We start from the raw sequence: 23851 nt of genomic DNA on the forward strand, positions 1-23851 counted from the left end.
TGTCCCGGTCTGATTGGCTTTTTCCTAATTATACTTGCAAAGTCATATCATCCAAAAGCCCACATTGCCTGCCTAATTTTGTAATATCAATTCTTTCTCCTTTTTAAACATATCAATTGCAAATCTCATTGACAATGCCATTACACTCTCTTTTGAATCCAAATTCTCATTGGCATCAGCATCTTTATCTATTATATCCAATAAATTATTGTTCAATTCATCAGAACATCCATTAACGTCAAGATAAGATAAAATAAAATTACATAAATTTGAAATCATGAACTGCAGATTGTATAATTCCCTATTATCATCATTCACTTGAATGTTTTCACGGACAATACCTTCAGAGACAAATAGAGTTGTTTTGTTCTTGGCATTGCCTCCATGACATTTTTGCCTGACTAGATCAATTGACTTCTCATTGATGCGATAGCAAATTTCCAAATTGTTTCTTGTTTCTTTTTCAACCGAATAAGGTAAAAACTTAAAGTTGAACAAAGAAACCGCAGCCACCCCAACAATCACCCACAATATCTTTAATGTGATGGCATCTGGAGCACTAATATATGATAATGAAGTCATTACAGACATCAGTGTTGTCACTGTATTCCGGATTAACCTATCCTTAATCTTCCAAACGAAGACAAACAGGCAAATGACAACGACCATAAAAATCACAGCCCCCTTGGATATTGGAATAACAGGCATGACAATCAGTAGAATTGCAAAAATAAAAATCCCTAAAAATGTTGCCTGAATACGTTTTCGAGCAGTATATGCCACATCATCAATATATGGCACCATCATTGAAACAGTTACAAAAAACAGCCATTTGGTAAATGGCAAATTGAAAAGCATTGTTAATACTTCCCATAGCAACATTATCACTGCCATTTTAAATGCGAATACGAATTTGACGGAACGGAAACTGAACTGCCTTCTATTTAATGGTTTGAATAATTGGGTAATTGTCTTTTTATACGGAATTGTAAACTCATCGCTTAAATCCTTATTCAGTTCATTCACAATGATTTCCAGATTCAATAAAACATGCTTCATTTCCATTGTCTTAATTTCAATTCCTCCAAAGACTTCCTCGATTTTAATCTCCCTGATTTCAGAGAGGATTTTTTTAATGTATCTTAATTCATCATCTGATAAATCACTTAGGGAAAGGAGATATCCAACGGACTGGAACGCTTTTATAATATTGAGAACGGATTGCTGTTTTGGACTTGGGAAGTATTTATATTCAAAGCGATGAAACAAAGATAAATAAAACCCTTTGGCTGTTTTAAAACTATCCATAGAAACATCCTTGCCCTCCAATTTTAAATCAATTGATTTGTTCAGCTCTTCAACAAGATTATCCAATGTTTCCTTTGATAGGTTATGGTGTTTATCCCTATTAAGGACTATATTTAAGCCAACGATGAATACCGCTCCAAAAGCCAGCGCCATGAGCCTCAAAGGCAAATTTTCAAGCGTCACAGGATTTGCCGACATGATGAAATAACACAAAAGATAAGGCATGTAAACATCACTTCTAAAGAGGTGATATGAGGAAAATGTAGTTCCAAAAACAACTAAAAACGTCAAAATGCAACTAACAATAGTTATCGGACTGTTCAGATATGAAACAATGCCCATAATCAGCAATAAACCTAAAACCTTAACAAAAGATAAACCCGGCTTATATGATAGGTCATCATTTAGATTCATAAATGAGGCTATGATAATCATTATCCCTACTGCAGTATTTTTCCTTCCAAAAAAAATCATATAAAAAAGCATTGCTCCAATCAATGCTGAAAACATGAATATTTTTCGTTTCAGACCCTTATCCATCTAACTGCACCACATCCATTCAATAACCCAATACGATTAGGAAAAATCATTATTAAAAATAATTTAAACTGAAAAAAAGCAGTGTATCATACACTACTTTTCAATCAACTTTATCATAAAATTTATTGGATGTGGTTATTTAATTTTTTGGAAATGGATATGCTAAATTATTTAAATCCAAAATAATCGCCGTTAATATTAATGGCATCTGTAAATTATAATGAGAAAGCATCACCAATTTTAAAAAAAAGAAGAGAATGAGAGATGAACTCTCATGGTTTTTTAAATTTCTTATCGGGTTTTTTAATCTCTTTATCCGTCAGCCGGAATGTCAGAACAAAAATGATTGCCATCAGAGCCGCCGTTACATACATTACGAATTGCATGGAATCCTTAATGATGACATTTACAACATTCTGAACAGTGCTGTTTTCTGCATTAACCTCGTTTATACTGCCAATTGACTGGAAGTAATCATAGACGCCATGTTCGAATGTCTGGTCACCGGAATGTTCAGGGACATATGTATCGACTGCATCACTGATACCTCCAATAACTCCAAGAATTAAGATTACTCCGATAATTGCTGTACCCATTGACTGACCTAAGGTCTGACCGGTTGTAACAATACCTGATGCGTTATTTTGACCTTCTTCAGGAATATTGCTTAATGCAATGTCCACGCCTAAAGCCATTACAAAACCAAGACCTGCGCCTAATATGAACAGTCCCGGCATTAATTCAAGCATTGTTGTATCCATTGTAAACTGCTGGCTTAAAATCAGACATCCGATGATTGATATTATACATCCTACTGACATGAGTATCTTGTGATTCAGTTTTGCAGACAATTTTGGAGCTGCCAATGCAAAAAGAAGCAAACCTAAAGTCATCGGAAGTAAAGTCAAACCTGTATTGAATGCGGATAAAGCCAATACACTTTGCAGATACACAGAAACTGCAAACAATGTTCCGCCCATAGCAAGATTAACCATTAACCTAAGGATAGTACCGACACGTAGATTTCTGTCCTTTAACAATTCAACATCAAGCAACGGTACGTTGCCTTTTCTTTTTCTTTTGATTTCAAACAATGCAAAGACCGCAAGGACAATTAGACCTGCAACCATTGCAGCTATGCTGAAAGTGGTATCATCAGTCAGCATCAAAATACCGATAACAAACAGGACAAGACCTACAAACGAAACTATAGCGCCTGTGATATCCAATTCGCTTTTGGATCCGGTCGCTTCGAAATAAGGTATTTTGCCAGATAGTGCTAAAACAACTAAAACGATTATAAATTCCACAGCAAATCCTAATCTCCAAGTGAAGTATGTTGTAACAACCCCACCGAAAAGCGGGCCGATAGCGGCTGCAATTGCAACCAGCGCACTTTCAATTGCCAAGGCCAATGTACGTTTGTCACCATGATAGGTTCCGCTTATTATGGAAACGGCTGTAGGTGTCATTAATGCACCACCAAGACCTTCCAGTAATGCCCATCCGACAAATAACATTAAAACACTGGAACTTAATGCTGCAGTCAAGGTACCGACACCATAAATCACAGCACCAATTAAAAACAGTTTCTTTTTACCAACTATGTCCTGAAGCTTGGTACTTAACAGCATGAATGATGCAGTGATGAGAGTATAAAATGATGAAATAGTTTGAATAGTACTCACATCAGTATTCAAATCCGCGACAACTGAAGAAATACTAACATTCATGAATGTAGTATCCAAAGCTATGATAAAGGTAGCAAAACAAACAAGGATTAAAGGAATCCAAGAGTGCTCCTTAATAGTTTCACTCATATTTGATTTATCCTCCATTAACTATTACAAATTTAATTTTGTAATATATATGATATATAATTTATGAAGACATTAAAATCCACTGCCAAATATTCAAAACTAACATTACTGCACTAATATCATCAATTTAAACGTCTAAATGCAGTAAAAGAGAATTACGATAATCTCCAGCCCAAAATCAATGACCCAACTTGTGAAATCAAAAAATTAAATGGAAAAATGATGAGATAAAGGAAAAGCAGACCCCTTCTCTTTAAAAATTATAAAAAAATTATATACTCTTCATGTTTTGTATATTTCTATAGAAATCATTATTTTTTTACAACCCCTCAAGAGTTTATAATTAATCTTTAACCCACTTTTAATTTCATGATTTGGAACCTCATCCACAAATTTAATTAATCATCCCAGTCAAAAGAATATTATTGAAAAGTTATTAGAGAAGCAGTATAAGCAACTGATATTTAGAGTGATATAAATGATGATTCCAACAATACCTACGCCTGACGAATTATTAGATAAGGGATTCAGTCGAGGAAAAAAACAAGCAGACTTAGTTAGAAGTCAAAAAATGCCTAAACATTTGAAAGGCAAAAGAATTGAAGAAAGAAGAGTTGTTACCTCCTGTCAAGTTATTAAAGATAAACTAAAATCAATTATTGATGCAGTTCCGGAAATTGAAAGCCTGCATCCATTTTACCAAGATTATATTGATATCACCGTCGGTGTGGATGACATGAAACAGGCACTTGGCGGACTCAATTGGGCTTATGGAATCATTACCCAACTTGAAAAGGAATATGGTGCCAAAATCAGGAAAAATCCTTCTGAAAAAGCAACTGCTATTCAAAAGCAGGCTTACGGTAGGATTGCATCTGTTGTAAATAAAATCAAACCTAATTTAGATTTCCTGGACTTTGCAAAGCAAAACTTGAGAAATATGCCAACAATCGACTTTGATGCAACAACCATCGTGATTGCCGGTTTTCCAAATGTCGGCAAATCCACACTATTAAGGCAGATTACAGAAGCGGAGCCTCAAGTTGCGAATTATCCATTTACAACAAAAGGTATCCAGATTGGCCATACTGAAAGGCATTGGAAACACATCCAGATTATTGATACTCCCGGACTTTTAGATAGGCCAGTTTTGGAGATGAATGACATTGAGATGAACGCAATCGTTGCGCTTGAACATTTGGCTGATGCAATTTTATTTATCTTCGACGCCTCCGAAACATGCGGATTCCATTTAGAAAATCAGTATAACCTATTGAAACAGATTGAAAAAATCTTTTCTGAAATACCTGTTATCTACTTATTCAACAAGATGGATTTGATTGAAGATACAGAATACCTTAAACAATATATTGATGATGAGGAAAACTCCATTTTTATTTCTGCTATTGAGGGAGAAGGTATTGAGGAAATCAATAAGAAGATCGATTCAATTAAAAAAATAGAACGTGATTTAGACGAAGATGATGATTATTACTAATTCATTATTTTAGTAAAAATTTTTCATCATCCGCAATTATAAAATGAATGCACCAATCAAGAATGTTATGGTTCAAACATCTCCATCGGACAACCTCACCTAATTTTATTAAAACTATTTTTCTGAATAATGTATATATTATATTACATTTAAATATAATAATTGAATTCAATACTTGTAGTGATTAATAATGGGGGCAAAACATATGATAATTGTCAGTTTGATACTGGCAATTTTAACAATGGGTGTTGCTAGTGCATCTGAAAATATGACTATGGATGATGTATTAACAGATGAAAGCAATCAAATTGATATTGATATTGAAGATTATCCTGTATATGAAGATGACAATAGTGCAATTGTTCGGATATACTCTTCAGAGGAATTATCTGGTGAAGTCAGTGTAAATATTGATGATTCTGAATACTTTAATGAGGATATTTCAAAATGCAGCAGATATGTTAACGAGGAATATCCAGATTTTTCTCATTACTATATCACACAAAAACAGTTAAATCCTAATTTAGGGATTGGAAACTATAATTTAACTGTGAAGTATAATAATTTATCTAAAAATGGAATCATTACAGTCGAAAATATGATTGAAATTTCACATTCCATTATTCAAGGAGATGACGATATGAATCTATGTCAGATTCATGATAGCCAATTGCTAAATGGTACTGTTAGAATATTTTTAGATAATCATGAATATTTTAATATAAAGTTAAATGGAGAGGATAATAGATTTTCATCATATGGTTTTGAATGGACTGATTTGAAACTTCCAAAAGACTTCCAATTCGGCATTTATAATGTAAAAGTGATATATGAAAAAAAGAACGGTAAAACTTATGTAAATGAAGCAAAATTAAATTATGATTATGAATTTGATTTGTCCGCATGGGACGTGAATACTGTGACAACATATCCAAAAACCACTTTTAAAACAGATGTTTCAGTATATATCCATCTTCCAAGTGATGCTAAAAGCAAAGTAACAGTTAAATTTAATGGCCAAACTTATAAAGTCACTGCAAAAGATGGTGAAATCAGATTTAAAATTAAAAATCTTCATTTAAAAATTGGCGAATACTGCGTATATGCAACATACTCTGATTCAAAATATCCTAAAAGAACAATTAACAGCTCATTTACAATAAATCCTTCTGTAATCTATCTTGTAGAAATATCAGTTGGCGAAGATGAAGCTGTGCATATAGTTGTGCCAAAAGACTCCAAAGGAACTGCAACACTTTACAAGGCCAAAATTGTTGAAGATGAAGATGGAGATCAATTCCTGTCAATAGTAAAATCAATCAAAACAGTGAATATAGTAAATGGCCATGCTTCAATTTCACTTAAAGATTTGACCAGCGGATATCATCATTTTTACTTAAACTATACTGTAAATGGTATAAACTTTGGAGAAGAAATGCATATTGAAGTAATGAAAAATTCAAAAAAGTATTCCTCAAGCATTAGTGCGAAAAAAATTAAAGTTGGTAAAACAACAACACTTACTTTTAAAGGTCCTAAAAGTAGCACTAAAGCAAAAATATATCTGAATGATAAATTATACAAAAAAGCAAGTTTAAGTAAAGGTAAAATTAAACAAACTTTCAAGTGTTTGAAATCAGGAATTTATAAAATAAGCGTTAGATACTCTAAATCAAAGGTATTCTACTCAAAAACATTTTATGTGACAGTTAAAGCAAAAACAATAAAATTAACCCTAAAAAAAGTAAAAGTTAAACTGTCCGCTGAAAAATTAACTATTAAATCCGCCTTGAAGATAGATGGCAAAAAAGCTAAAAACAAAAAAATCAAATTCAAATTCAACAAAAAAACATACACTGCAAAAACTAATAATAAAGGTATTGCAAAAATTACAATTGCTAAAAAAATACTCAAAAAATTAAAAGAAGGTCAAAAAGTCACTTATAAATCATCCTATGGTGGAAAAACTGTGAAACAAACTGTGAAAGTAAAAAGATAATGATTCTTATCATTATATTTGGAATTGAATCCTTTTTTCTGAAATTTTCAAAACCAAATACACAATTGCACCACATGTTTAAATTAACTAAGTAATTCAAAATATAATTTAAATTAAATACTTTATTAATCATTATTTTCAATAATAACAAAATTATTTAGGAAATCCTTAAAATAAAGTAGTATAAACATGAAGAAATAAAAAATTAATAAAATTAAATTTTAATAACTTTCAGTAAATTTAATCGAAAAGTTTATATACTAACAAATTGTAATTAAAATATATCATAAAAACTCATCTATAAGGAGTGTGAAATTATGGTAGATTCCGAAACTATTGAAACCAAAATTTCTGATAAAAAAGAAGAATTTGAAGAAGAAATCGAAGAAGACGTCGAAGACGAAACCTTTGATGAAGAAGACGATTTAAGAAACAAATACGAAGAAAAGAAAGAAAAAGGTAAAAATATTGCAGATAATGTACTCAATGATTTATACACCAGTATAGATGAATTCAAAGATTACATTAAAAATGTGCAAAAAAATGCAGATCAAAGATATGCTGATTACAAAAAAGCTACTGTTCAAACATTAGATGTTGACCTTATAGAAACTAAAGATATTTACTACATTAAAGCTGCAGTTCCAGGCGTTACAAAAGAAGATGTATCAATTGAAGCTGGAGACAATGACATTAGCATTGAAACTACTTTCAAACCATACATTGAAGAATTTGAAGAAGACGAAACTGCTGAAGTAATCGCATCCTCCATTAAATCAGGCAGATGTGTAAAAACTATCAGATTCGAAAACAGCATTGATTTAGAAAATATCACTGCAAAATTCGCAAACGGAACAGTTATCATAACTATTCCAAAATTAATAATTCCAAAACATAAAGTAAATGTAGAATAAATTTTCTACATTTTATCTCTTTTTTTAAAAAAAAATTAATATCTCACTTTTCCAATGTGTCTTGTTGCACCTGGATCTTCACCATTATAATGTGCTAAATAGTATACAAACCATTCTAAAGGAATTACTAAGATAAACGGAGATAATAATCTATCAACATCCGCATAATCTTTTAATTCATAAAGAAGTATTTTTAATTTTAAGTTTTCAGAAAAGTCTATAGCTTTTTGAGTAATTTCATCAGACTCAAAATCTGATTTTAAAATTATGATTGGAACATCTTTTTCAGCACGTTCGATTAAGCCATGTCTAAATTCCGCAGAATATTCCGGACAAGCATGTTTTATGGCTCCTTCCATAAGCATTGTCATTGCTAACTTATAAGCAAGTCCGAAGTTTGGACCGCTGCCTAAACAATAAAAAATATCCTCTTTTTTAAAGTCTTGAGCTAATAACCTATTTTCATATTCTGTTGTTTTTAATAACTCCTCAAGTGTATCCGGCATTTCAGATAATTGGCTTAATAAAGTGTCTTTTGCTTCATAATCACTAGCGGCGAATAGAATCTGATATAAACAGGCAAGTTGAGTGATGTAAGTTTTTGTTCCTAAAATTGCAGTTTCTGTTTCGCATCTTGTTATAATTGGAGTTTTAGCTTCTTTAATCATGGAACTTTCAGGTTCATTAGAAATAGAAACAGTGTGCACATTAAATTCATTAGCTCTTCTAAGTGAAGCGAGAGTATCTGCAGTTTCGCCTGATTGAGAAGTAAAAATAGCTAAAGAATTCTCATTTTCAACTAACTTTTTATTATAATAAAATTCATAACCGGTGTAAACTTCTATATCAATATTTGTACTAGACATCCTTATAGCGTCTCTTACACTATAACATGTTGAAATAGAACTTCCGCAACCAATTAAATATACTTTGTCTACATCAGAAATCAATTTTGAAACTTCCTCCATTGTAGACATTTCACTTTCAAGGGTTTTTCTAAGTGAGTCTGGTTGTTCCATCATCTCATCATACATCTTATATTTCATAGCCTAAACTCCTTAAAATTAAATATTATAATCTATATATATGTTAATTAAGATATAAAAAGGTTTTTTAAACAAATCAAATAATGATAAAAATGAAAATTAATTTAGCTTCAATTGGAATGGAAAAAGGCAGACAATACGAGACAATAATCACTACAAGAAATCCGGACGGCAGTAAAAATGCAGCACCTATCGGTGTAATTTATGCAGGCGATGATAAAATTATCACTAGAATTTTCAAAGGAAGCCACACCTTAGACAATATGATTCGTGAAAAAGAGTTTGTTGTAAATATTACCCACAATCCGGAATTATTTACTGTTTCCCTGCTTGGAAATTTGCCTCAGGATTATTTTAACGATGACTATTCGCTGAAATGTGGAGATGCATATTTTAAATGTAAGGCCACCAGTTTTACGGAAGCTGTAAAACAGAGCGATCCAATAAAAAAGAAAGGAGAAGCGATTGTAACTAAATCAGAAGTGATTGATATGGTTATTGATAAACCCGTTAAAGCAATGAATAGAGGATTTGGATATGTTATTGAATCTTTAGCTAACTTAACACGCTTTGATTTGGTTGATGATGCTCAAAAAGAAAAGTATATAACTCGTTTTAAAGAATCAAATCGGGTTGTCTTAAAAGTCGGAAGAAAAGAAGATATAAAAGCAATGCAAGAAATAAAAAAAGAATTAATAAAAAGAGGTTATGACCTCTAATTAATAATTACATCTATAAATTCAAAATTGTCTCCATCGAATAATCCCTTATCTGAAATCTTAATTGATGGAATAACAAGTAATGCCATGAATGCCATTGTCATAAATGGCGCTTCCAATTGACAGCCTAATGCTTTTGTCATATTATGCAAAATGCCTAATTTATCAGCAACATCAAATGCATCTTCATCAGACATCAGTCCTGCAATAGGAAGAGGTAATGAATCATTAAAATCTTCACTGACGACAGCAATGCCTCCTTTATCGTCGATTACTTGATTAACTGCATTTGCCATCATTTCTGAGTTATAACCAACCACAATTATATTATGTGAGTCGTGGGCAACTGATGAAGCAATAGCTCCTTTTTTAAGTCCAAAACCTTTAATAAATGCATTAGCAACAGTGTTTCCACCATAACGTTCTACAACAGCTATTTTTAAAACATCTTGGTAAATATCAGGTTGTACAATGCCATTTTCAACAGATAATTTTGCAGTGGTTCGTTTAGTTAATAAATCCCCATCAAAGCACTCAATTACATTGACCTCGCATTCATCACCCTCATAATGTATATCAAAATCACTAGCAGTTTTTTTAGATGCATTAATTGTATTTTTAGATTCGAATTCAGGAACCTCAAATAGAACGTTTTCTCCATCAAACACACATTCTCCGCCGATATATGTTTTTAAGACATTGCAATCATATACACTATCAACAATTATAAAATCTGCTTTTGCACCTTCTGTAATAACTCCGCAATTTAAATTGTAATGATATGCGGGATTGATTGTTACCATATTAATAGCTTTTAAAACATCAATTCCCAAACTAACTGCTTTTTTAATTGATAAATTTAGATGGCCTTTAATTAAATCATTCGGATGTTTATCATCACTAACTATAAAATCAAATAGTGGAGAGTATACTTTTCTCTCGAATATGTCCCTAAATGGAATAGTCATAGGTCCCTCATTTTCAAGTAATGAAATGCCTTCATCTATATTAAAAAGACACTCCATATCCATAGCAGATGAACCGTCACGAACCATAATTTTCATACCTTTCATCTTTTTCTCGAGAGCTTCCAGAATGTTACTGCATTCATGATCAGTACTGATGCCGTGTTTAAGGTATTCATCTAAATCTTCACGGGAAAGTAATGGTGCATGACCGTCAATCGGTTTTCCATACTGTTTTGCAAACTCTAACTTTTTAAGTACTTCCTCATCGCCATTTATCACACCTGGAAAATTCATCATTTCCCCCAATGCAACAATTTCATCTTTTTTAAGTAAATATTCAATATCTGATGAATCTAAAATAGCTCCAGAAGTTTCAAATGAGGTAGCAGGCACACAAGAAGGAGCTGTGAAATAAAAATTAAAAGGAACTTTACTTGCATTTTCAATCATTGCTTCAATACCTTCAATGCCTAAAACATTAGCTATCTCATGAGGATCGCAAACAACACCTGTAGTACCATGACGTACTGCAATTTTGGCAAATTGCGCCGGAGTTATCATACTGCTTTCAATATGAATATGGGAATCAATAAATCCTGGAATCATTAATCCTTTAACATCAACAAATGAGGTTTCATCGATTGTTATAGGAGTGACCTCCGTAAATATGCCATTTTCAATTGTGATTCTTGCGGGATAGATAGTATCAGATATTACATCAAGGATATAAGCTGTAAATGACATGATTAGTCCTCCTGTAGTGCATTGTAAAGCAATGGTAAAAATGTACCGATGTCTGTAACAATCCCAACCACCTGTGCACTGCCCCTATCTGATAATTTAGTAACAGTAGAAGGATTAATATCAACACAGATACTTTTAACTCTTGAAGGAAGCAAGTTACCAGTTGCAATTGAATGGAGCATTGTAGCAATCATGATAACCATGTCAACTTCTTGAGCATAATGCCTCATTAACTTTTGTGACTCTGCAGTATCAGTTATTACATCAGGCAAAGGACCATCATCGCGTATTGAACCTGCTAAAACAAATGGAACATCATTTTTAATACATTCATACATGATTCCGCCAGTTAATGTTCCATCTTCAACTGCATTTTTAATAGAACCTGAGTTGTTAATTCTGTTAATTGCTCTCATGTGATGAGTATGGCCGTGAGCTACAATTTTACCGGTTTCAACTTCAATACCTAATGAAGTCCCGAATAAATTGGATTCGATATCGTGAGTAGCCAGAGCATTACCTGCCATAATCACATCAATATAACCTTCTTTAACTAAAGCAGCCAAATATTTGCCGGAACCTGTGTGAACAATAGCCGGTCCTCCAACGATTCCAATTTTACCGCCTTTAGCTTTGATTTCTTTCATTTCACGAGCAATACCATTGATTAGATTCATTAAAGGTTTTTCTGAAGAAACTTCACTGTTCATGAACTCGAAAACTTGTTGTTCCTCTCTTAATCTTTGAGGAGGTGTAACTTTAACACCATCAAGACCAACGACTATCATGTCTCCTTTCTTAATGCTGGCAATTGGCTTTACAACTGCACGTTTTGTTTTTTGGTCGACAACAACTAAACAGTCCATTTCAATTTCTTCAACTAAAATCCATTCCCCATCGTAGAAAATATGAGTAGTGTGATTGGATGAAGAATAAAAACCTTCAGGAGCAACTTTATCTTTTGGTGCTGGAACAAGGTTAACTTCCTTAATCTCATCAATAGATGCGCCAAGTACAGATAATTCGTCTAAAATAGATTCTAACAATTCAGGAGAATCTGCTGAAACTTCAATTTTCGCATGACTTTCATCTGTTTTTTTACGTCCAACATCGATTTCTAAAATATCAAATTCTCCTCCGTTGTCCATGATTATACCCATTGTTTTGGTTAAAGTCAATGAGTCGATAATATGGCCCGAAAGCTCAATAGTTCTTTTTTCCATAACAATATGCTCCATTTTTAGTTAATATTATAATTTTGATTTTGGTGATATTTAATGATATTGTTATAGTTTAAAAAAAAGTAAAATAGAAAAATATTTTTGATTTTTTCTATTTGTATAAATGGTTATTCTTTTTCTCAACAAGAACTGTTTTTAAAGCATTAGCATTATATGTTTTGAATTCAATAGCTTGATCTTTTAAAGTTAACACAACCAATTCATTTTCACCATGAATTTTAGTTGATATATGTTTAATTTCATCAAAACCAAGAGAAAATTTTCCTGAAATAATTAATTCATTATCATTAATTAATAAATCCGCTAACACCCAAGACATTTTCTCATAATTAGAATTAATAATTCCTCCTATAAATGCACCAGCACCAACAATAATTAATCCTGCGCCTAAAGTAGTACCAATTAATCCAATTGATGCTGCTGCACCAACAAGGCCTGCACCAGCACCTATAACTTCACCAGACAATAATTTTTTTAATTTATCTTCAGTTTCGGAATCTGATGCAGGAAAAGCAATTTTTGTTGAATGATTTTTGTAAATATAATCTAAGGACTCCTCATAACTATATTTTTTAAAATGAATTTCATTTCCATCTGATTTGAAATTATTAGCTATTGAATATCCTGCACCTTCAACAAAATCTTTTGTAGATTTAGAAATGTTAGATGTAGATTCTTTTACCTTTCCTAATTGATTTAATCCAAAATGTTTAATTTTTTTAAATGAATTTTCGTTAGGTGTCGATTCTATATTTTGTAAGGTGCTTTCAATTGAGATTTCAACCTTTGCACCGCAGGTATAGCAAAAAGTAGAACCCTGTTCTACTTTTGAACCACAATTTTTACAAATATTTTCCACTACAGCATTCCCCTAAAATTCTTAGTAATGTTTAGAATACTTTCTTTAAGATAAATATTTGAAATATATGCAATTACAACACCCAAAATAACAAGGATTATTAAATGACTTCCTAAAAATCCTTCATAAAACCCTGCTACGAATGCTCCATACATTACTTCTACCAATGGGTTTTCTAAGATACCTAAAATTAAACCAACGATTAAACCGAATATTATTGCATTTGCTTCATTATCAATTGCTGCAGCAAAGAATCCTACACTCAATATTATTGCTATTACAAAGGAAAGCCATGATAATCCAATTAACAAACCAATTAATGATAAGATAATTGATGCAACTAATGCAACAGCAGTGGGTTTTATAATTGTATTCAAATCAATCTTATCAGCAAAAGATTTATTTGTGGAAGTTAATTCTTGTTTGTTTTTTTCGCCGGTGAAAATATTAGCACCACATTCTGGACAAAATGTAATATCTTCTTCAACTGGCACTCCACAATTTGGACAAACTTTTGTTATTTGTTTTTTCACAATATTGACTTTTGTTCCACAAACTGAACAGAATAAAGTGTTTTCAGACAATTCTGACCCACAATTTTCACATTTTAACACATCATCTTTGATGTCCTCAGTTTTCTGCTCATTTTCTTGTTCGGTTTTAATCAAACTATTCCCACAATTTGGACAATTCTCAGAATCATCGGGAACATTCACTCCACAATTACTGCATTTAACCATTTAATCACCAGTTAACCGAATAAAATTTCTTTTTTAAGTTGATCAAATTCTTCTTGAGATATAGCACCAGTTTCAAGTAATTCTTGGAATTCTTTTAATTGTTGTGCTTTACTTGGTTTGGCAGTTTGATTTTCAACAATAACTGTTTGAGGTTTATCATTTAATGCTTCGTATAAGTCTACTAAATCTTGACCAAACTCATAACTTGGAAGTCTTATTTCATAAGAGGTATTATCAACTAATTTTATTAATAACCTGTCAAACATATCTGCACTATCATTGTTTGCAACCATGTCTTTAAATCTAGTTGCTTTAAGAGATTGAATTTTATTTTCTAAGTCTCTTCTGATATCATGAGGGGAGGTCCATGCTCTTTTGGTGATGTCTTCATATCTGCTTTCATCACCTAATCTTTTTGTTACCCTCATTGAAACAATTTTATCAAAGTAAAAGTTATTTATTCCTGCGTTGACTTTTTCCCAATCTCTGTTATCAATTTCCATAAAAACAAATTTATTTTCTTTAATTATGAAAAATCCATCGATGATTGTTTCATTACCTATATACGAATCTGGATTAAAACCGCTAAGATATTTATTCACTGTTTTATGTTTACTTGTAGATTTTTCAAGCATATTGAAACGTTTAACGCTTGTTAAGAAATAATCTTCATCTTTAATTCCGAATTCCTCTGCAAGTTTATCATATCTTGCCACTATTTCATCCCGTCTGGCATTCCATTCTTGTTGTTTAAATGAAACTGAAGCACCATTATCTAATTTATACCCACATTCAACACAAAAGTTAGTGTTTTTATTGTTTTTAGTTCCACATTTTGGACAAATATCAGAAGAGATTCCTACTTTGTCAACTTTTTCACCACAATTAAAACAAAAATCAGAACCTACAACTTCAGCTCCACAATTTTGACATTTAACCATAAAGAATCACCAATTATTTTGATCAAATGTTTTTTTAATTTTATTTCCCCATGCATTTTCTTCAATACCTTTAACAGTAGAATCTAAATTACTGGACACATCAGCAATAGAACTATTCAATGCATTGATTTTATTATCCATAATATCTATTTCTAATTTCATGAATCCTTTTTCGATATCAGTGTAAATCTTAGAAGTTTCCTCGGAAATCATCACCACATCTGTTCCTTCATTTAACATATCCATTAATCTTAAAAATACATGTTCTTGGTGTTGTTTTTCATATTCTTTAATATCTGCAACACTGTAAATCCTGTCCAATAACATTTTAAGTACATTAATAAAATCTTCCCTATCAGAATGGTCATTTACATTATTTGGAAGAATATCTGTTTTAAGTAAAAATACAGACTGAATATCATCATTATCTTTCAATACTAAAGAATACCCTTTATTTGGTATATAAACCAACGCAATTGCTTGTTTTTCATAAATATCAATTTCAACTTTAGAAAATTCCTTTGGTATAGATAAGAACTCTAAGTTACGAACTAACATTTTACCACCTTATTTTTTAATGAACTCCTTTGCAAATTTACCAATGAAGTAAACTACTGCACCTATGATTAATATGATGATTAAAAAGTACAATAATCCTCCAATTCCCATAAGTAACGCTGGAATCAAATTACTCATAATAATTATTAAAAATAATAAAACTATGAAAATAATAATAATTGACAAACCAACTCCCATATTCTCAAAGAAATCAAAAAAATCCATAATTTACCTCATTTAAATTTAATTGAACTTGCATAAGTCTTTAATTCATCGAGATTGTATCCTCCAACAAAAACTGCTTTACTTCCATCATCATTACCTACTCCAACAAGATACTCAGGTAAATTTGTCATCCCAATATCATTTGTTAGTATCAATAGATTACCATCCTTTTGATAAAATTTATACAGATAAGTTTTTGTTAAAACATTAACAGCATGTTGATAAGCATTTGGCTCACCATCAACAAGTAATGAGTCATCATAGTAAAACATGACCGCTTCATCACCATCAATTTCACATCCTGCATCATTTTCCCAATATTCTGCTGCACAACTTAATCTTTTATTGGAATGACACCAAGAAACATCAGAATATTCTTGACCGATAGGCAAATCAACAGTGAATAAACCCTCAAAATCATAAGTGGAATTTATAGGCATTAGAAAAATGAATGCTATAATAACAAAAATTAAAAGGATAATGAATATTTTTTTGTTAATGATACCACCTCAAATCTGTAATTATAAATTTGGTATACACATAATATAAACATTGCTATTAGCATGCTAATATCGTATAGATATCTATTAAATAGCTAAAGTTTAAATTCAAAATCATGAGTAAAAAAGATGATATGAGCATCGTATCTTTATTAGCTCGCTCTAAAAAAAGGATTAAAGTATTAAAAACACTTGAAAAAGAAGATAAAATCCCTTCAAAGATTAGTAAAGAAATCAATGACAATAGCAATCATGTCTCTAAATACTTGAAAACATTAAAAGATGCAGAGCTAGTGGAATGTCTTAATGAAGAAGACAAAAGATATAGATTTTACAGCATCACCGATAAAGGTAGATATTACCTTAATAAAGTAGAAAAAGATTTTAACGACTAATTTTAAAAAAATAAAAAGAATTAGACTCATAATTATGAGTCTAAAGTCCGAAGAACAAGTATATTACAAATACGATAACCATTAACCAGATACCCCAACCTAACTCTTTTGCTTTTCCACCAGCTAAGCTTGCGACTGCATAAACAACGAATCCCCAAGCAATACCTAATGAAATAGAGTAAGTTAAAATCATCATGACAATGGTCATAAATACTGAAGCTGCAACAATTAAATTGTCCCATTCGACTTCTTTTAATTGAGCAATCATCAAGATACCCACAATTACTAATGCTGCACAAGTAACAGGAGAAGTGAATAATCCTAATACTAATGGAGCAAAGAATATTGAAAGTATGAATAAGATACCAGTAACAATAGCGGTTAAACCAGTTTTACCACCGTTTCCGATACCTGCTGCACTTTCCACATATGCTGTAACAGTACTTGTACCTAATATTGCACCAACGATACCACCAACAGCATCAGCTAAAAATGCTTTTTCAATTCCAACAGCTTGTCCTTCCTCATCAATAAATCCACATTGTCTACCTAATGCCATTAAAGTTCCGGTTGTATCGAAGAATGTTACGAATACAAGTGAGAACAGCATCATTATCAAGTTTGGAATATTTGAGAATAACTGTCCGAATCCTCTAGCGAATCCTGCAAATAAGGATAAATCAAAGTTAGCAGAAACAATTTCTGCTGGAATAGCTGGCATTAAGATATCTCCTGCACCAAATCCTAAAGCGGTGAAAATTACACCAATAATAGCAGTGACTATTAATCCAATGAATACAGAAGCAGGCACATCTTTTACATATAAAATTAATGTGATAATAATACCAATTAATGCAAGAAGTGCTGGAGGAGCCATGAGTGATCCCATTGTGACAAAAGTAGATGGGTCAGCTACAATAATTCCTGCACCTTTAAGTCCTAAGAATGCTAGGAAAAATCCGATAGCAGCACCGATACCTAGTTTTAAATCAAGAGGAATAGCATTCAAAATAGCTTCCCTTAAACCAGAAATAGTAATTATTAAAAAGATTATACTTGAAATAAATACTGCTGCAAGTGCAGTTTCCCATGTATTTCCCATTCCTAAAATGATTGTGTATGTAAACAATGCATTTAGTCCCATACCTGGAGCTAATCCGACTGGATATTTAGCAACTAGCCCCATAATTATACAAGCTACACCGGAAGCAACAGCAGTAGCAAAGAATACTCCGGTGACAGGCATTCCACCATCACCCAATATGACTGGGTTTACACCTAAAATATAAGCCATAGCAAGGAATGTTGTGATACCTGCAATGATTTCAGTTTTTAAATCAGTTCCATTTTCCGAAAATTTAAAAAAATTGTCCAACATATAACACCTCTTAAGAAAAAAGTTAATTTTTCTTAATGGTATTATTTTTGAAAAAGATAAGTATTAAATCTATCTATATTTAATTCTGTTTAATGTTAAGTTTAATAAAAAAAGTATTATTCAATTAATGTTAAGAAATCATAAATTATTTTGGCCGCGACAACTGCAGTATTGTCTCCCAATCTGTCACTAGCTGTTTCGACAACATCCAAACCAACAACATTCTTATGGGACAAAGCTTCAATGATTGTTTCAATTTCAGACATGAATAGCCCTCCTGGAGTAGGATTGCCTACATGAGGTGCGAAAGCAGGGTCTACAACATCCATATCGATTGAAAGGTAAATTGGAGTATTGATATTTATTAAAAAATACTCTAGTTCGTCCATATGTTTGTGAACAGCCTTATTTTTAAATGTTTTAATATTATATGTTGAATTTACATATTCCTCTTCATCTGCTGAAGCAGATCTAATTCCAATTTGAACCAAATCAACACCAGTTTCATGAGCCCTCCTCATTACGGTTGCATGAGAATATTTCTCACCGACGAATTCGAATGCCAAATCACGATGAGCATCCAAATGTATTACTGTCAATTTTGGATATCTCTCCCTTATTGCCTTAATAGCCCCAATTGAAGCGGAATGCTCTCCACCTATGATTATTGGTTTAATGCTCAAGTTTAAAAGTTCATTAACTGTGCTTTCAACTATCTCACAGGTTGCTTCACAGTTTCCAGGGACAATATTGACATCCCCAAAATCATAAAAAACAGATGTTAAATCTTTATTAAAAACAGTATTATATTTTTCAAAACCAAAAGACGCTTCACGCACTACAATTGGTCCCAAACGTGCACCGGAATGATAAGAAGTAGTACTGTCAAATGGAACTCCGATTATTCCAAATGAATTTTTTTCTAAATTGTCAGTTTCTGCTGAAAATGCAAATTTCCATGGTTCGTATGTATTTAAAAGCATAATAAATCTAAAAAGGAAAATAAATAAGAGAACTTATGATCCTCTAGTTCTCATTATTTTCATATTTCCCATAGCAACAATGTATTCAACTTCAATACCTTCAACAATAGAATCTTTTAAGTCTTCAGGCATTGGTAATTCAATAGTATCATAATTTTCCATATCCATGATTTGAACGGTATCTCCTTGAATGGAAATGACTTGTCCTAATCTTTTATCAATAATAGGGATATCAACTTTGTTATCTACAGGTTTAACTAAACTTCTTTTTTGATTATCGAAAACACCGACAGCTTCAATTCTTGCTTTAGCTGCTCCGTGTTTACCTGGAGATGAAGTGGTGTAACTAATAATTTTACAAGCTTCTCCTCCTAAAACAATGTATTTTCCAACTTTTAATGTTTTAATTTCTACAACTTTTGTTGACATTAATTTTTCCTCCATTTTATATAAAAACCGGTTTTTAATCTTATAATAAGGAATATTATTAGATTACTATAAACTATCTTTTCCATTTTATTTAAAGTATTCGTTTGTTAAATTATTAAATACATTGACATACATATTAAATAATAAGTGATAAAATGAAAATAGCTATTGTAACTGGACATGATGAAGGACCAACAAAATTAAATGCCTTTGATAATGCATTGAGTAATGCTGGAATTGGCGATGTTAATCTGATTAAAGTATCTAGTATGCTTGCATCCAATACTGAAATATGTGAATTGCCAAAACTCAAAGCTGGCGCTATGGTGAACTGTGTTTTATCCGAAATTACTTCAGACACCCCCGGTGATGAAATAATTGCAGTGATTGCAGTAGCTATTGGAGAAGAATTAGGTTGTGTTGTGGAAACAACAGGAATTAACAAAGATAATGATGAAATCATTAATGAAGCTAAAGATATGGTTAAATATATGATGAATAAACGAGATGTTGAAATTAAAGAATTAATTGTTAAATATTCGGCTGCAACAGTCAAGGACATTGCATCCGTTGTATCATCAGTAGTATATCTGGATAATGAGATTATAGAGGGATAATATGGACCGTGAAACCAAAAAAATTGCTAAAAAATTAGCCAAAAAAATAATTAAAGCAGTTGGTCCCGCTGTGAGAGAATATGCTGGAACAGAGCTTGGAGGAACCGAAATAAAAATCGGAGCAGATGGTACCCCCACCTCTTATATCGATCAAATAGCTGAAGAAGAAATCGTCCACATTTTAAAAGATGCGGATGTACTGTCATATCTAATTAGTGAAGAAGTTGGAGAGTTAAAGCTTGGTAAAGGTACAAAAAGAATAGTCAAATTATCCCAGGAATTAAAACGTACCGACTTAACTGAAGAAGAAACTCCAAAATTCATATTTCTAATTGACCCAATTGATGGAACAAGCAATGCAATTAAGGAAATTCCGGCATATGCAATTTCAATTGCTATTGCAGAAGTGAATCAAGGAAGACTCGCAACACTGAATGATGTGGAACTTGGTTTTGTATATAACCTGGCAAACGGTAACTTCATTGAAGCAGAAAAAGGCAAAGGCTGCCAATTAAACAATGAAAAATTAACCCCGAGCACCAATGCAAAGATAAATAAGATGACTCTCGGAGGGTTTACAAAAAGTGGAACTTCAGAAGCATCCAAACTTGTTGACCGTGCAAGGCGTATGAGAGTGCTTGGAAGTGTTGTTCTAGAACTTTCCTATGTTGCAAGTGGAAGATATGATGCATTCCTAGATTTAAGAGGAAGCAGAATAATCGACATTGCCGCAGGCAAATTAATCCTTGACGAAGTAGGATGTATCATTACCGATAAATATGGTAAAGAGCTTAACAATGTTTTAAGCATTTATGAAAAAAGTATTGTGGTGGCTGCAAATAACAAAGAAATGCACCAGCAGATTATTGATATTCTTAATGATAATCAAATAGATGTCATAGGCAAAATTGGAGTCATCTCAAGAATAGACCAAGACAAACCGATATTATTCTCAGCAAAAATAATTGAATATCTTTTAACAAACGGTTGTGAAGTAGTTATTGAAAAAAGCCTATCTAAAAAATTGCTTGAACTAAGAGAAAACCCTAAATTAGACGAAATAATCGAAGAAACAAAACAGGCGTATCCTGAAATTGCAGACATGCTTGATGACATTGATTTAAACATAGATTATGAACGATTATCCCAGGAATTATTTGATTTCGAATGTGATATGGCTACTATTCTGGGCGGGGACGGCACTCTCTTAAGAGCACAGTCAAGATTGAAACCTGAAATTCCGATTTTTGGAATTAATATGGGAACCGTTGGATTTTTAACAGAAATTGAAGTGAAGGACACATTTACTACTCTAAAAGAAATTTTAAAAGGAAATTATTACAAAGAAAAAAGAACTCGCCTTGTAGTATCTCACGATAACCATGATTTCACAGCAATGAATGAAGTGGTTGTCATGACAAACAAGCCTGCTAAAATGCTTCACTATGAGATTCGTGTTGATGGAGGAGTAATAGAAGAAGTTAGAGCGGATGGATTAATCATTTCAACACCTAGTGGTTCGACCGCTTATGCAATGTCTGCAGGCGGACCGATTGTTGATCCAAAAGTCGCGGGATTTGTTATAATTCCAATTTGCCCATATAAACTTGGAGTGAGGCCATTCGTTGTGTCCGATAACAGCGAAATTACTGTCAAATTACTTAAAAAGGGTAAAAGTGCAGTGTTTGTAATGGACGGCCAGATTACCGAAGAAGCCGATTACGAAGAAGAAATTAAATTTAAGAAATCCCCTAAAGACGCTTACTTCATCAGGACTTCTACCAAATATTTCTATGAAAAGGTTAAAGACAAACTAAAAGAAGGCGGAATCGAGAATAACTGGTGCAATAATGAATAATCTTGTTATTGATTTGACCCATGGCGGTGTAAAAATAGCCGTCAGTTTAGCCAAAAAAGGTAAAAATGTGCTTGCATATGACCTTTACAATACCTTGAACACAATTGACAGCAAAATGCTCGAGGTATATGATGTTGAATTGATTCAACTTGAAGATTTGACTTATTTTAAAGGAGATATGAATGTTATCTATCCAATTCATATGCCTTTAAGCTTTGATGAAATAAAATCATATAATCCCGATTTGAATTATACTTTTGAAAGCCATCATGAAATCATAAAAGAACTTCTTAAAAATTGGGCAGAAGACATTTCAAAAATTGAAGTGACCGGAGTGAAGGGAAAAACAACTTCAGTTTTCATGCTTAAAGAAATCCTTATTGACAAAAACCCGCTGATTTTATCAAGCCTTGGTGCTTTGCTTTATGAAGACGGCAATGAATTTACTTTAAGGAAAAACATTTCAATCACTCCTGCAAACATTAAGGAGACCATTGATCTGGCCAATAAAATTTCCAATCCCGTATGCTTCATACATGAAGGTGCTGAAGAAAGTAAAAAGTCAAGAAAATACAATTGCGCAATTTTCGAGTCATCACTTGGAGTAAGCGGCATTGGAGATGTTGGGCTTCTATTGAATATTGCTGAGGATTATCCGATTGCCCAAGGCAGAAGTAGCGCATCTGAAGCTAAAAAACAAGTATTCAGATGCAAATGCGTTTGTATTCAAAAAGAAGCATTGGACAAATATTATTCGGATATTGAACATGAAAAGATTAACAGCTTTTCTTTAGAAGACGCCTCTTCAAATTTATTTGTTAAAAGTGTTGAATATAATCTAAATCAAACATCACTTGAAATAGAATATAGGGATGTCAAAACCGTAAATGACAATATCCTTTCAGGAGAAATCAAATTAAATTGCTTTGCGCCTGGACCCCATCATGTTAGTAATGTTTTAGGAGTAGTTTTAACTTGCCTCAGCTTGGAAATTAACAGTGATAAAATAGTTTCAGGACTTGGAAATTATAAAGGAATTCCGGGCAGAACAAATAAAAGAACAATTGAAAACTCAATAATTATTGAAGAGATTAATCCGGGGCTAAATACTCAAGCCATAAAAGAATCTGTAAACATGATTAGTAATTTAGATGAATATTACGTTTCCATTGGCGGAGATTATGGAATAACTTGTGAGGAAATTGATGAAGAAAAATTAGCCAACTATCTAAATAGTCTTGATTGTGACCTCATATTAACCGGCGAGGTAGGTTTGTCAATTTCATCAAAATTAACAAAAAAATATGAATACTATGAAAATTACGAAGACGTATATGATTTGGCTATAAAAAATAATAAAAACCTTCTTTTCATCTATAGATCAGATTATAGAAAAATATCACAGAGATAATTTTTTCAAAAAAAATTGAAGACTCTTTCAAAAACTTTGTTGATTTTCAAAATCCTTTTTGCGATTGTCATTCCAAATTAGATCTCTGCGATATATTCGTTTTAAAACGCCTCGTTTGGTCTTGAATGTTCGTTTTCTTGATTTTGGCATTGTTTTTTGA

22 protein-coding genes are annotated in these 23851 nt (G+C 32.2%); 8 read left to right on the forward strand and 14 right to left on the reverse strand.

Going from position 1 to position 23851, the window contains the following annotated elements; genetic code table 11:
• Nucleotides 1-72: 72 nt before the first annotated feature.
• Nucleotides 73-1848, reverse strand: coding sequence for an FUSC family protein (locus IKS50_RS00435; protein ID WP_292843816.1), 1776 nt, complete (start codon nucleotides 1846-1848; stop codon nucleotides 73-75).
• A gap of 272 nt (nucleotides 1849-2120) precedes the next feature.
• Nucleotides 2121-3668, reverse strand: a complete 1548-nt coding sequence (locus IKS50_RS00440) for an MFS transporter (RefSeq protein ID WP_292843818.1) — start codon at nucleotides 3666-3668, stop codon at nucleotides 2121-2123.
• 478 nt (nucleotides 3669-4146) lie between these two features.
• Between IKS50_RS00440 and IKS50_RS00445 the strand changes: the two genes are divergently transcribed.
• The 3 genes from IKS50_RS00445 to IKS50_RS00455 all read left to right on the forward strand — a co-directional run bounded on the left by IKS50_RS00445 (nucleotide 4147) and on the right by IKS50_RS00455 (nucleotide 8079).
• Entirely contained in the window at nucleotides 4147-5166 is a 1020-nt protein-coding gene (locus IKS50_RS00445; RefSeq protein ID WP_292843820.1) for an NOG1 family protein, read from the forward strand.
• 205 nt (nucleotides 5167-5371) lie between these two features.
• On the forward strand, nucleotides 5372-7165 hold the full coding sequence (locus IKS50_RS00450; protein ID WP_292843822.1) for a hypothetical protein: 1794 nt from the start codon (nucleotides 5372-5374) through the stop codon (nucleotides 7163-7165).
• A gap of 317 nt (nucleotides 7166-7482) precedes the next feature.
• Entirely contained in the window at nucleotides 7483-8079 is a 597-nt protein-coding gene (locus IKS50_RS00455) for an Hsp20/alpha crystallin family protein (protein ID WP_292843824.1), read from the forward strand.
• Between the two features lie 35 nt (nucleotides 8080-8114).
• Here IKS50_RS00455 and IKS50_RS00460 read toward each other — a convergent pair whose 3' ends face one another.
• A complete protein-coding gene (locus IKS50_RS00460; protein ID WP_292843826.1) occupies nucleotides 8115-9125 on the reverse strand; it encodes an SIS domain-containing protein in 1011 nt (336 codons plus the stop codon).
• Nucleotides 9126-9217: 92 nt separating this feature from the next.
• Here IKS50_RS00460 and IKS50_RS00465 point away from each other — a divergent pair, with 92 nt between their 5' ends.
• Complete coding sequence (locus tag IKS50_RS00465; protein WP_292843828.1) at nucleotides 9218-9844, forward strand: DUF447 domain-containing protein; 627 nt, start codon at nucleotides 9218-9220, stop codon at nucleotides 9842-9844.
• Here IKS50_RS00465 and ade read toward each other — a convergent pair.
• From ade to IKS50_RS00505, 8 genes are all read right to left on the reverse strand, one after another.
• Complete coding sequence (gene ade / locus IKS50_RS00470; protein ID WP_292843830.1) at nucleotides 9841-11556, reverse strand: adenine deaminase; 1716 nt, start codon at nucleotides 11554-11556, stop codon at nucleotides 9841-9843. The genes IKS50_RS00465 and ade overlap by 4 nt on opposite strands.
• A gap of 2 nt (nucleotides 11557-11558) precedes the next feature.
• A complete protein-coding gene (locus tag IKS50_RS00475) occupies nucleotides 11559-12779 on the reverse strand; it encodes a TIGR00300 family protein (RefSeq protein WP_292843832.1) in 1221 nt (406 codons plus the stop codon).
• Nucleotides 12780-12888: 109 nt separating this feature from the next.
• Nucleotides 12889-13656, reverse strand: a complete 768-nt coding sequence (locus IKS50_RS00480; RefSeq protein WP_292843834.1) for a zinc ribbon domain-containing protein — start codon at nucleotides 13654-13656, stop codon at nucleotides 12889-12891.
• Nucleotides 13656-14396 carry a zinc ribbon domain-containing protein gene (locus tag IKS50_RS00485; protein WP_292843836.1) on the reverse strand — a complete coding sequence of 247 codons (741 nt, stop codon included), beginning with the start codon at nucleotides 14394-14396 and terminating at the stop codon, nucleotides 13656-13658. Before IKS50_RS00485 ends, IKS50_RS00480 begins: the two co-directional genes overlap by 1 nt.
• A gap of 11 nt (nucleotides 14397-14407) precedes the next feature.
• Entirely contained in the window at nucleotides 14408-15337 is a 930-nt protein-coding gene (locus IKS50_RS00490) for a zinc ribbon domain-containing protein (RefSeq protein ID WP_292843838.1), read from the reverse strand.
• Between the two features lie 6 nt (nucleotides 15338-15343).
• Entirely contained in the window at nucleotides 15344-15895 is a 552-nt protein-coding gene (locus IKS50_RS00495; protein WP_292843840.1) for a hypothetical protein, read from the reverse strand.
• Nucleotides 15896-15904: 9 nt separating this feature from the next.
• Nucleotides 15905-16120: a hypothetical protein gene (locus tag IKS50_RS00500; protein WP_292843842.1), complete on the reverse strand. Its 216-nt coding sequence runs from the start codon at nucleotides 16118-16120 to the stop codon at nucleotides 15905-15907.
• 8 nt (nucleotides 16121-16128) lie between these two features.
• Nucleotides 16129-16560 (reverse strand): hypothetical protein, encoded by a 432-nt coding sequence (locus IKS50_RS00505; RefSeq protein WP_292843844.1) that lies wholly within the window; start codon nucleotides 16558-16560, stop codon nucleotides 16129-16131.
• A 194-nt stretch (nucleotides 16561-16754) separates the two neighbouring features.
• On the opposite strand from IKS50_RS00505, the gene IKS50_RS00510 reads away from it, so the two are divergent.
• On the forward strand, nucleotides 16755-17015 hold the full coding sequence (locus tag IKS50_RS00510; RefSeq protein ID WP_292843847.1) for a winged helix-turn-helix domain-containing protein: 261 nt from the start codon (nucleotides 16755-16757) through the stop codon (nucleotides 17013-17015).
• A 40-nt stretch (nucleotides 17016-17055) separates the two neighbouring features.
• On the opposite strand, the gene IKS50_RS00515 is transcribed toward IKS50_RS00510, so the two are convergent.
• The 3 genes from IKS50_RS00515 to IKS50_RS00525 all read right to left on the reverse strand — a co-directional run bounded on the left by IKS50_RS00515 (nucleotide 17056) and on the right by IKS50_RS00525 (nucleotide 19805).
• Nucleotides 17056-18393 (reverse strand): NCS2 family permease, encoded by a 1338-nt coding sequence (locus IKS50_RS00515; RefSeq protein ID WP_292843849.1) that lies wholly within the window; start codon nucleotides 18391-18393, stop codon nucleotides 17056-17058.
• A 116-nt stretch (nucleotides 18394-18509) separates the two neighbouring features.
• The gene (gene speB / locus IKS50_RS00520) at nucleotides 18510-19376 is read right to left on the reverse strand and encodes an agmatinase (protein WP_292843851.1); all 867 of its coding nucleotides are present in this window, start codon (nucleotides 19374-19376) and stop codon (nucleotides 18510-18512) included.
• Between the two features lie 33 nt (nucleotides 19377-19409).
• Complete coding sequence (locus IKS50_RS00525; RefSeq protein ID WP_292843853.1) at nucleotides 19410-19805, reverse strand: translation initiation factor IF-5A; 396 nt, start codon at nucleotides 19803-19805, stop codon at nucleotides 19410-19412.
• A gap of 155 nt (nucleotides 19806-19960) precedes the next feature.
• On the opposite strand from IKS50_RS00525, the gene IKS50_RS00530 reads away from it, so the two are divergent.
• The 3 genes from IKS50_RS00530 to cfbE are packed head-to-tail and all read left to right on the forward strand — an operon-like array spanning nucleotide 19961 to nucleotide 23691.
• Complete coding sequence (locus IKS50_RS00530) at nucleotides 19961-20422, forward strand: pyruvoyl-dependent arginine decarboxylase (RefSeq protein ID WP_292843855.1); 462 nt, start codon at nucleotides 19961-19963, stop codon at nucleotides 20420-20422.
• Nucleotide 20423: 1 nt separating this feature from the next.
• Entirely contained in the window at nucleotides 20424-22280 is a 1857-nt protein-coding gene (locus IKS50_RS00535; protein WP_292843857.1) for a bifunctional NADP phosphatase/NAD kinase, read from the forward strand.
• On the forward strand, nucleotides 22273-23691 hold the full coding sequence (gene cfbE / locus IKS50_RS00540) for a coenzyme F430 synthase (RefSeq protein WP_292843859.1): 1419 nt from the start codon (nucleotides 22273-22275) through the stop codon (nucleotides 23689-23691). Before IKS50_RS00535 ends, cfbE begins: the two co-directional genes overlap by 8 nt.
• The last annotated feature ends 160 nt before the right edge of the window (nucleotides 23692-23851 follow it).

This window comes from Methanobrevibacter sp., from assembly GCF_017539065.1.
Classification (GTDB): Archaea; Methanobacteriota; Methanobacteria; order Methanobacteriales; family Methanobacteriaceae; genus Methanocatella.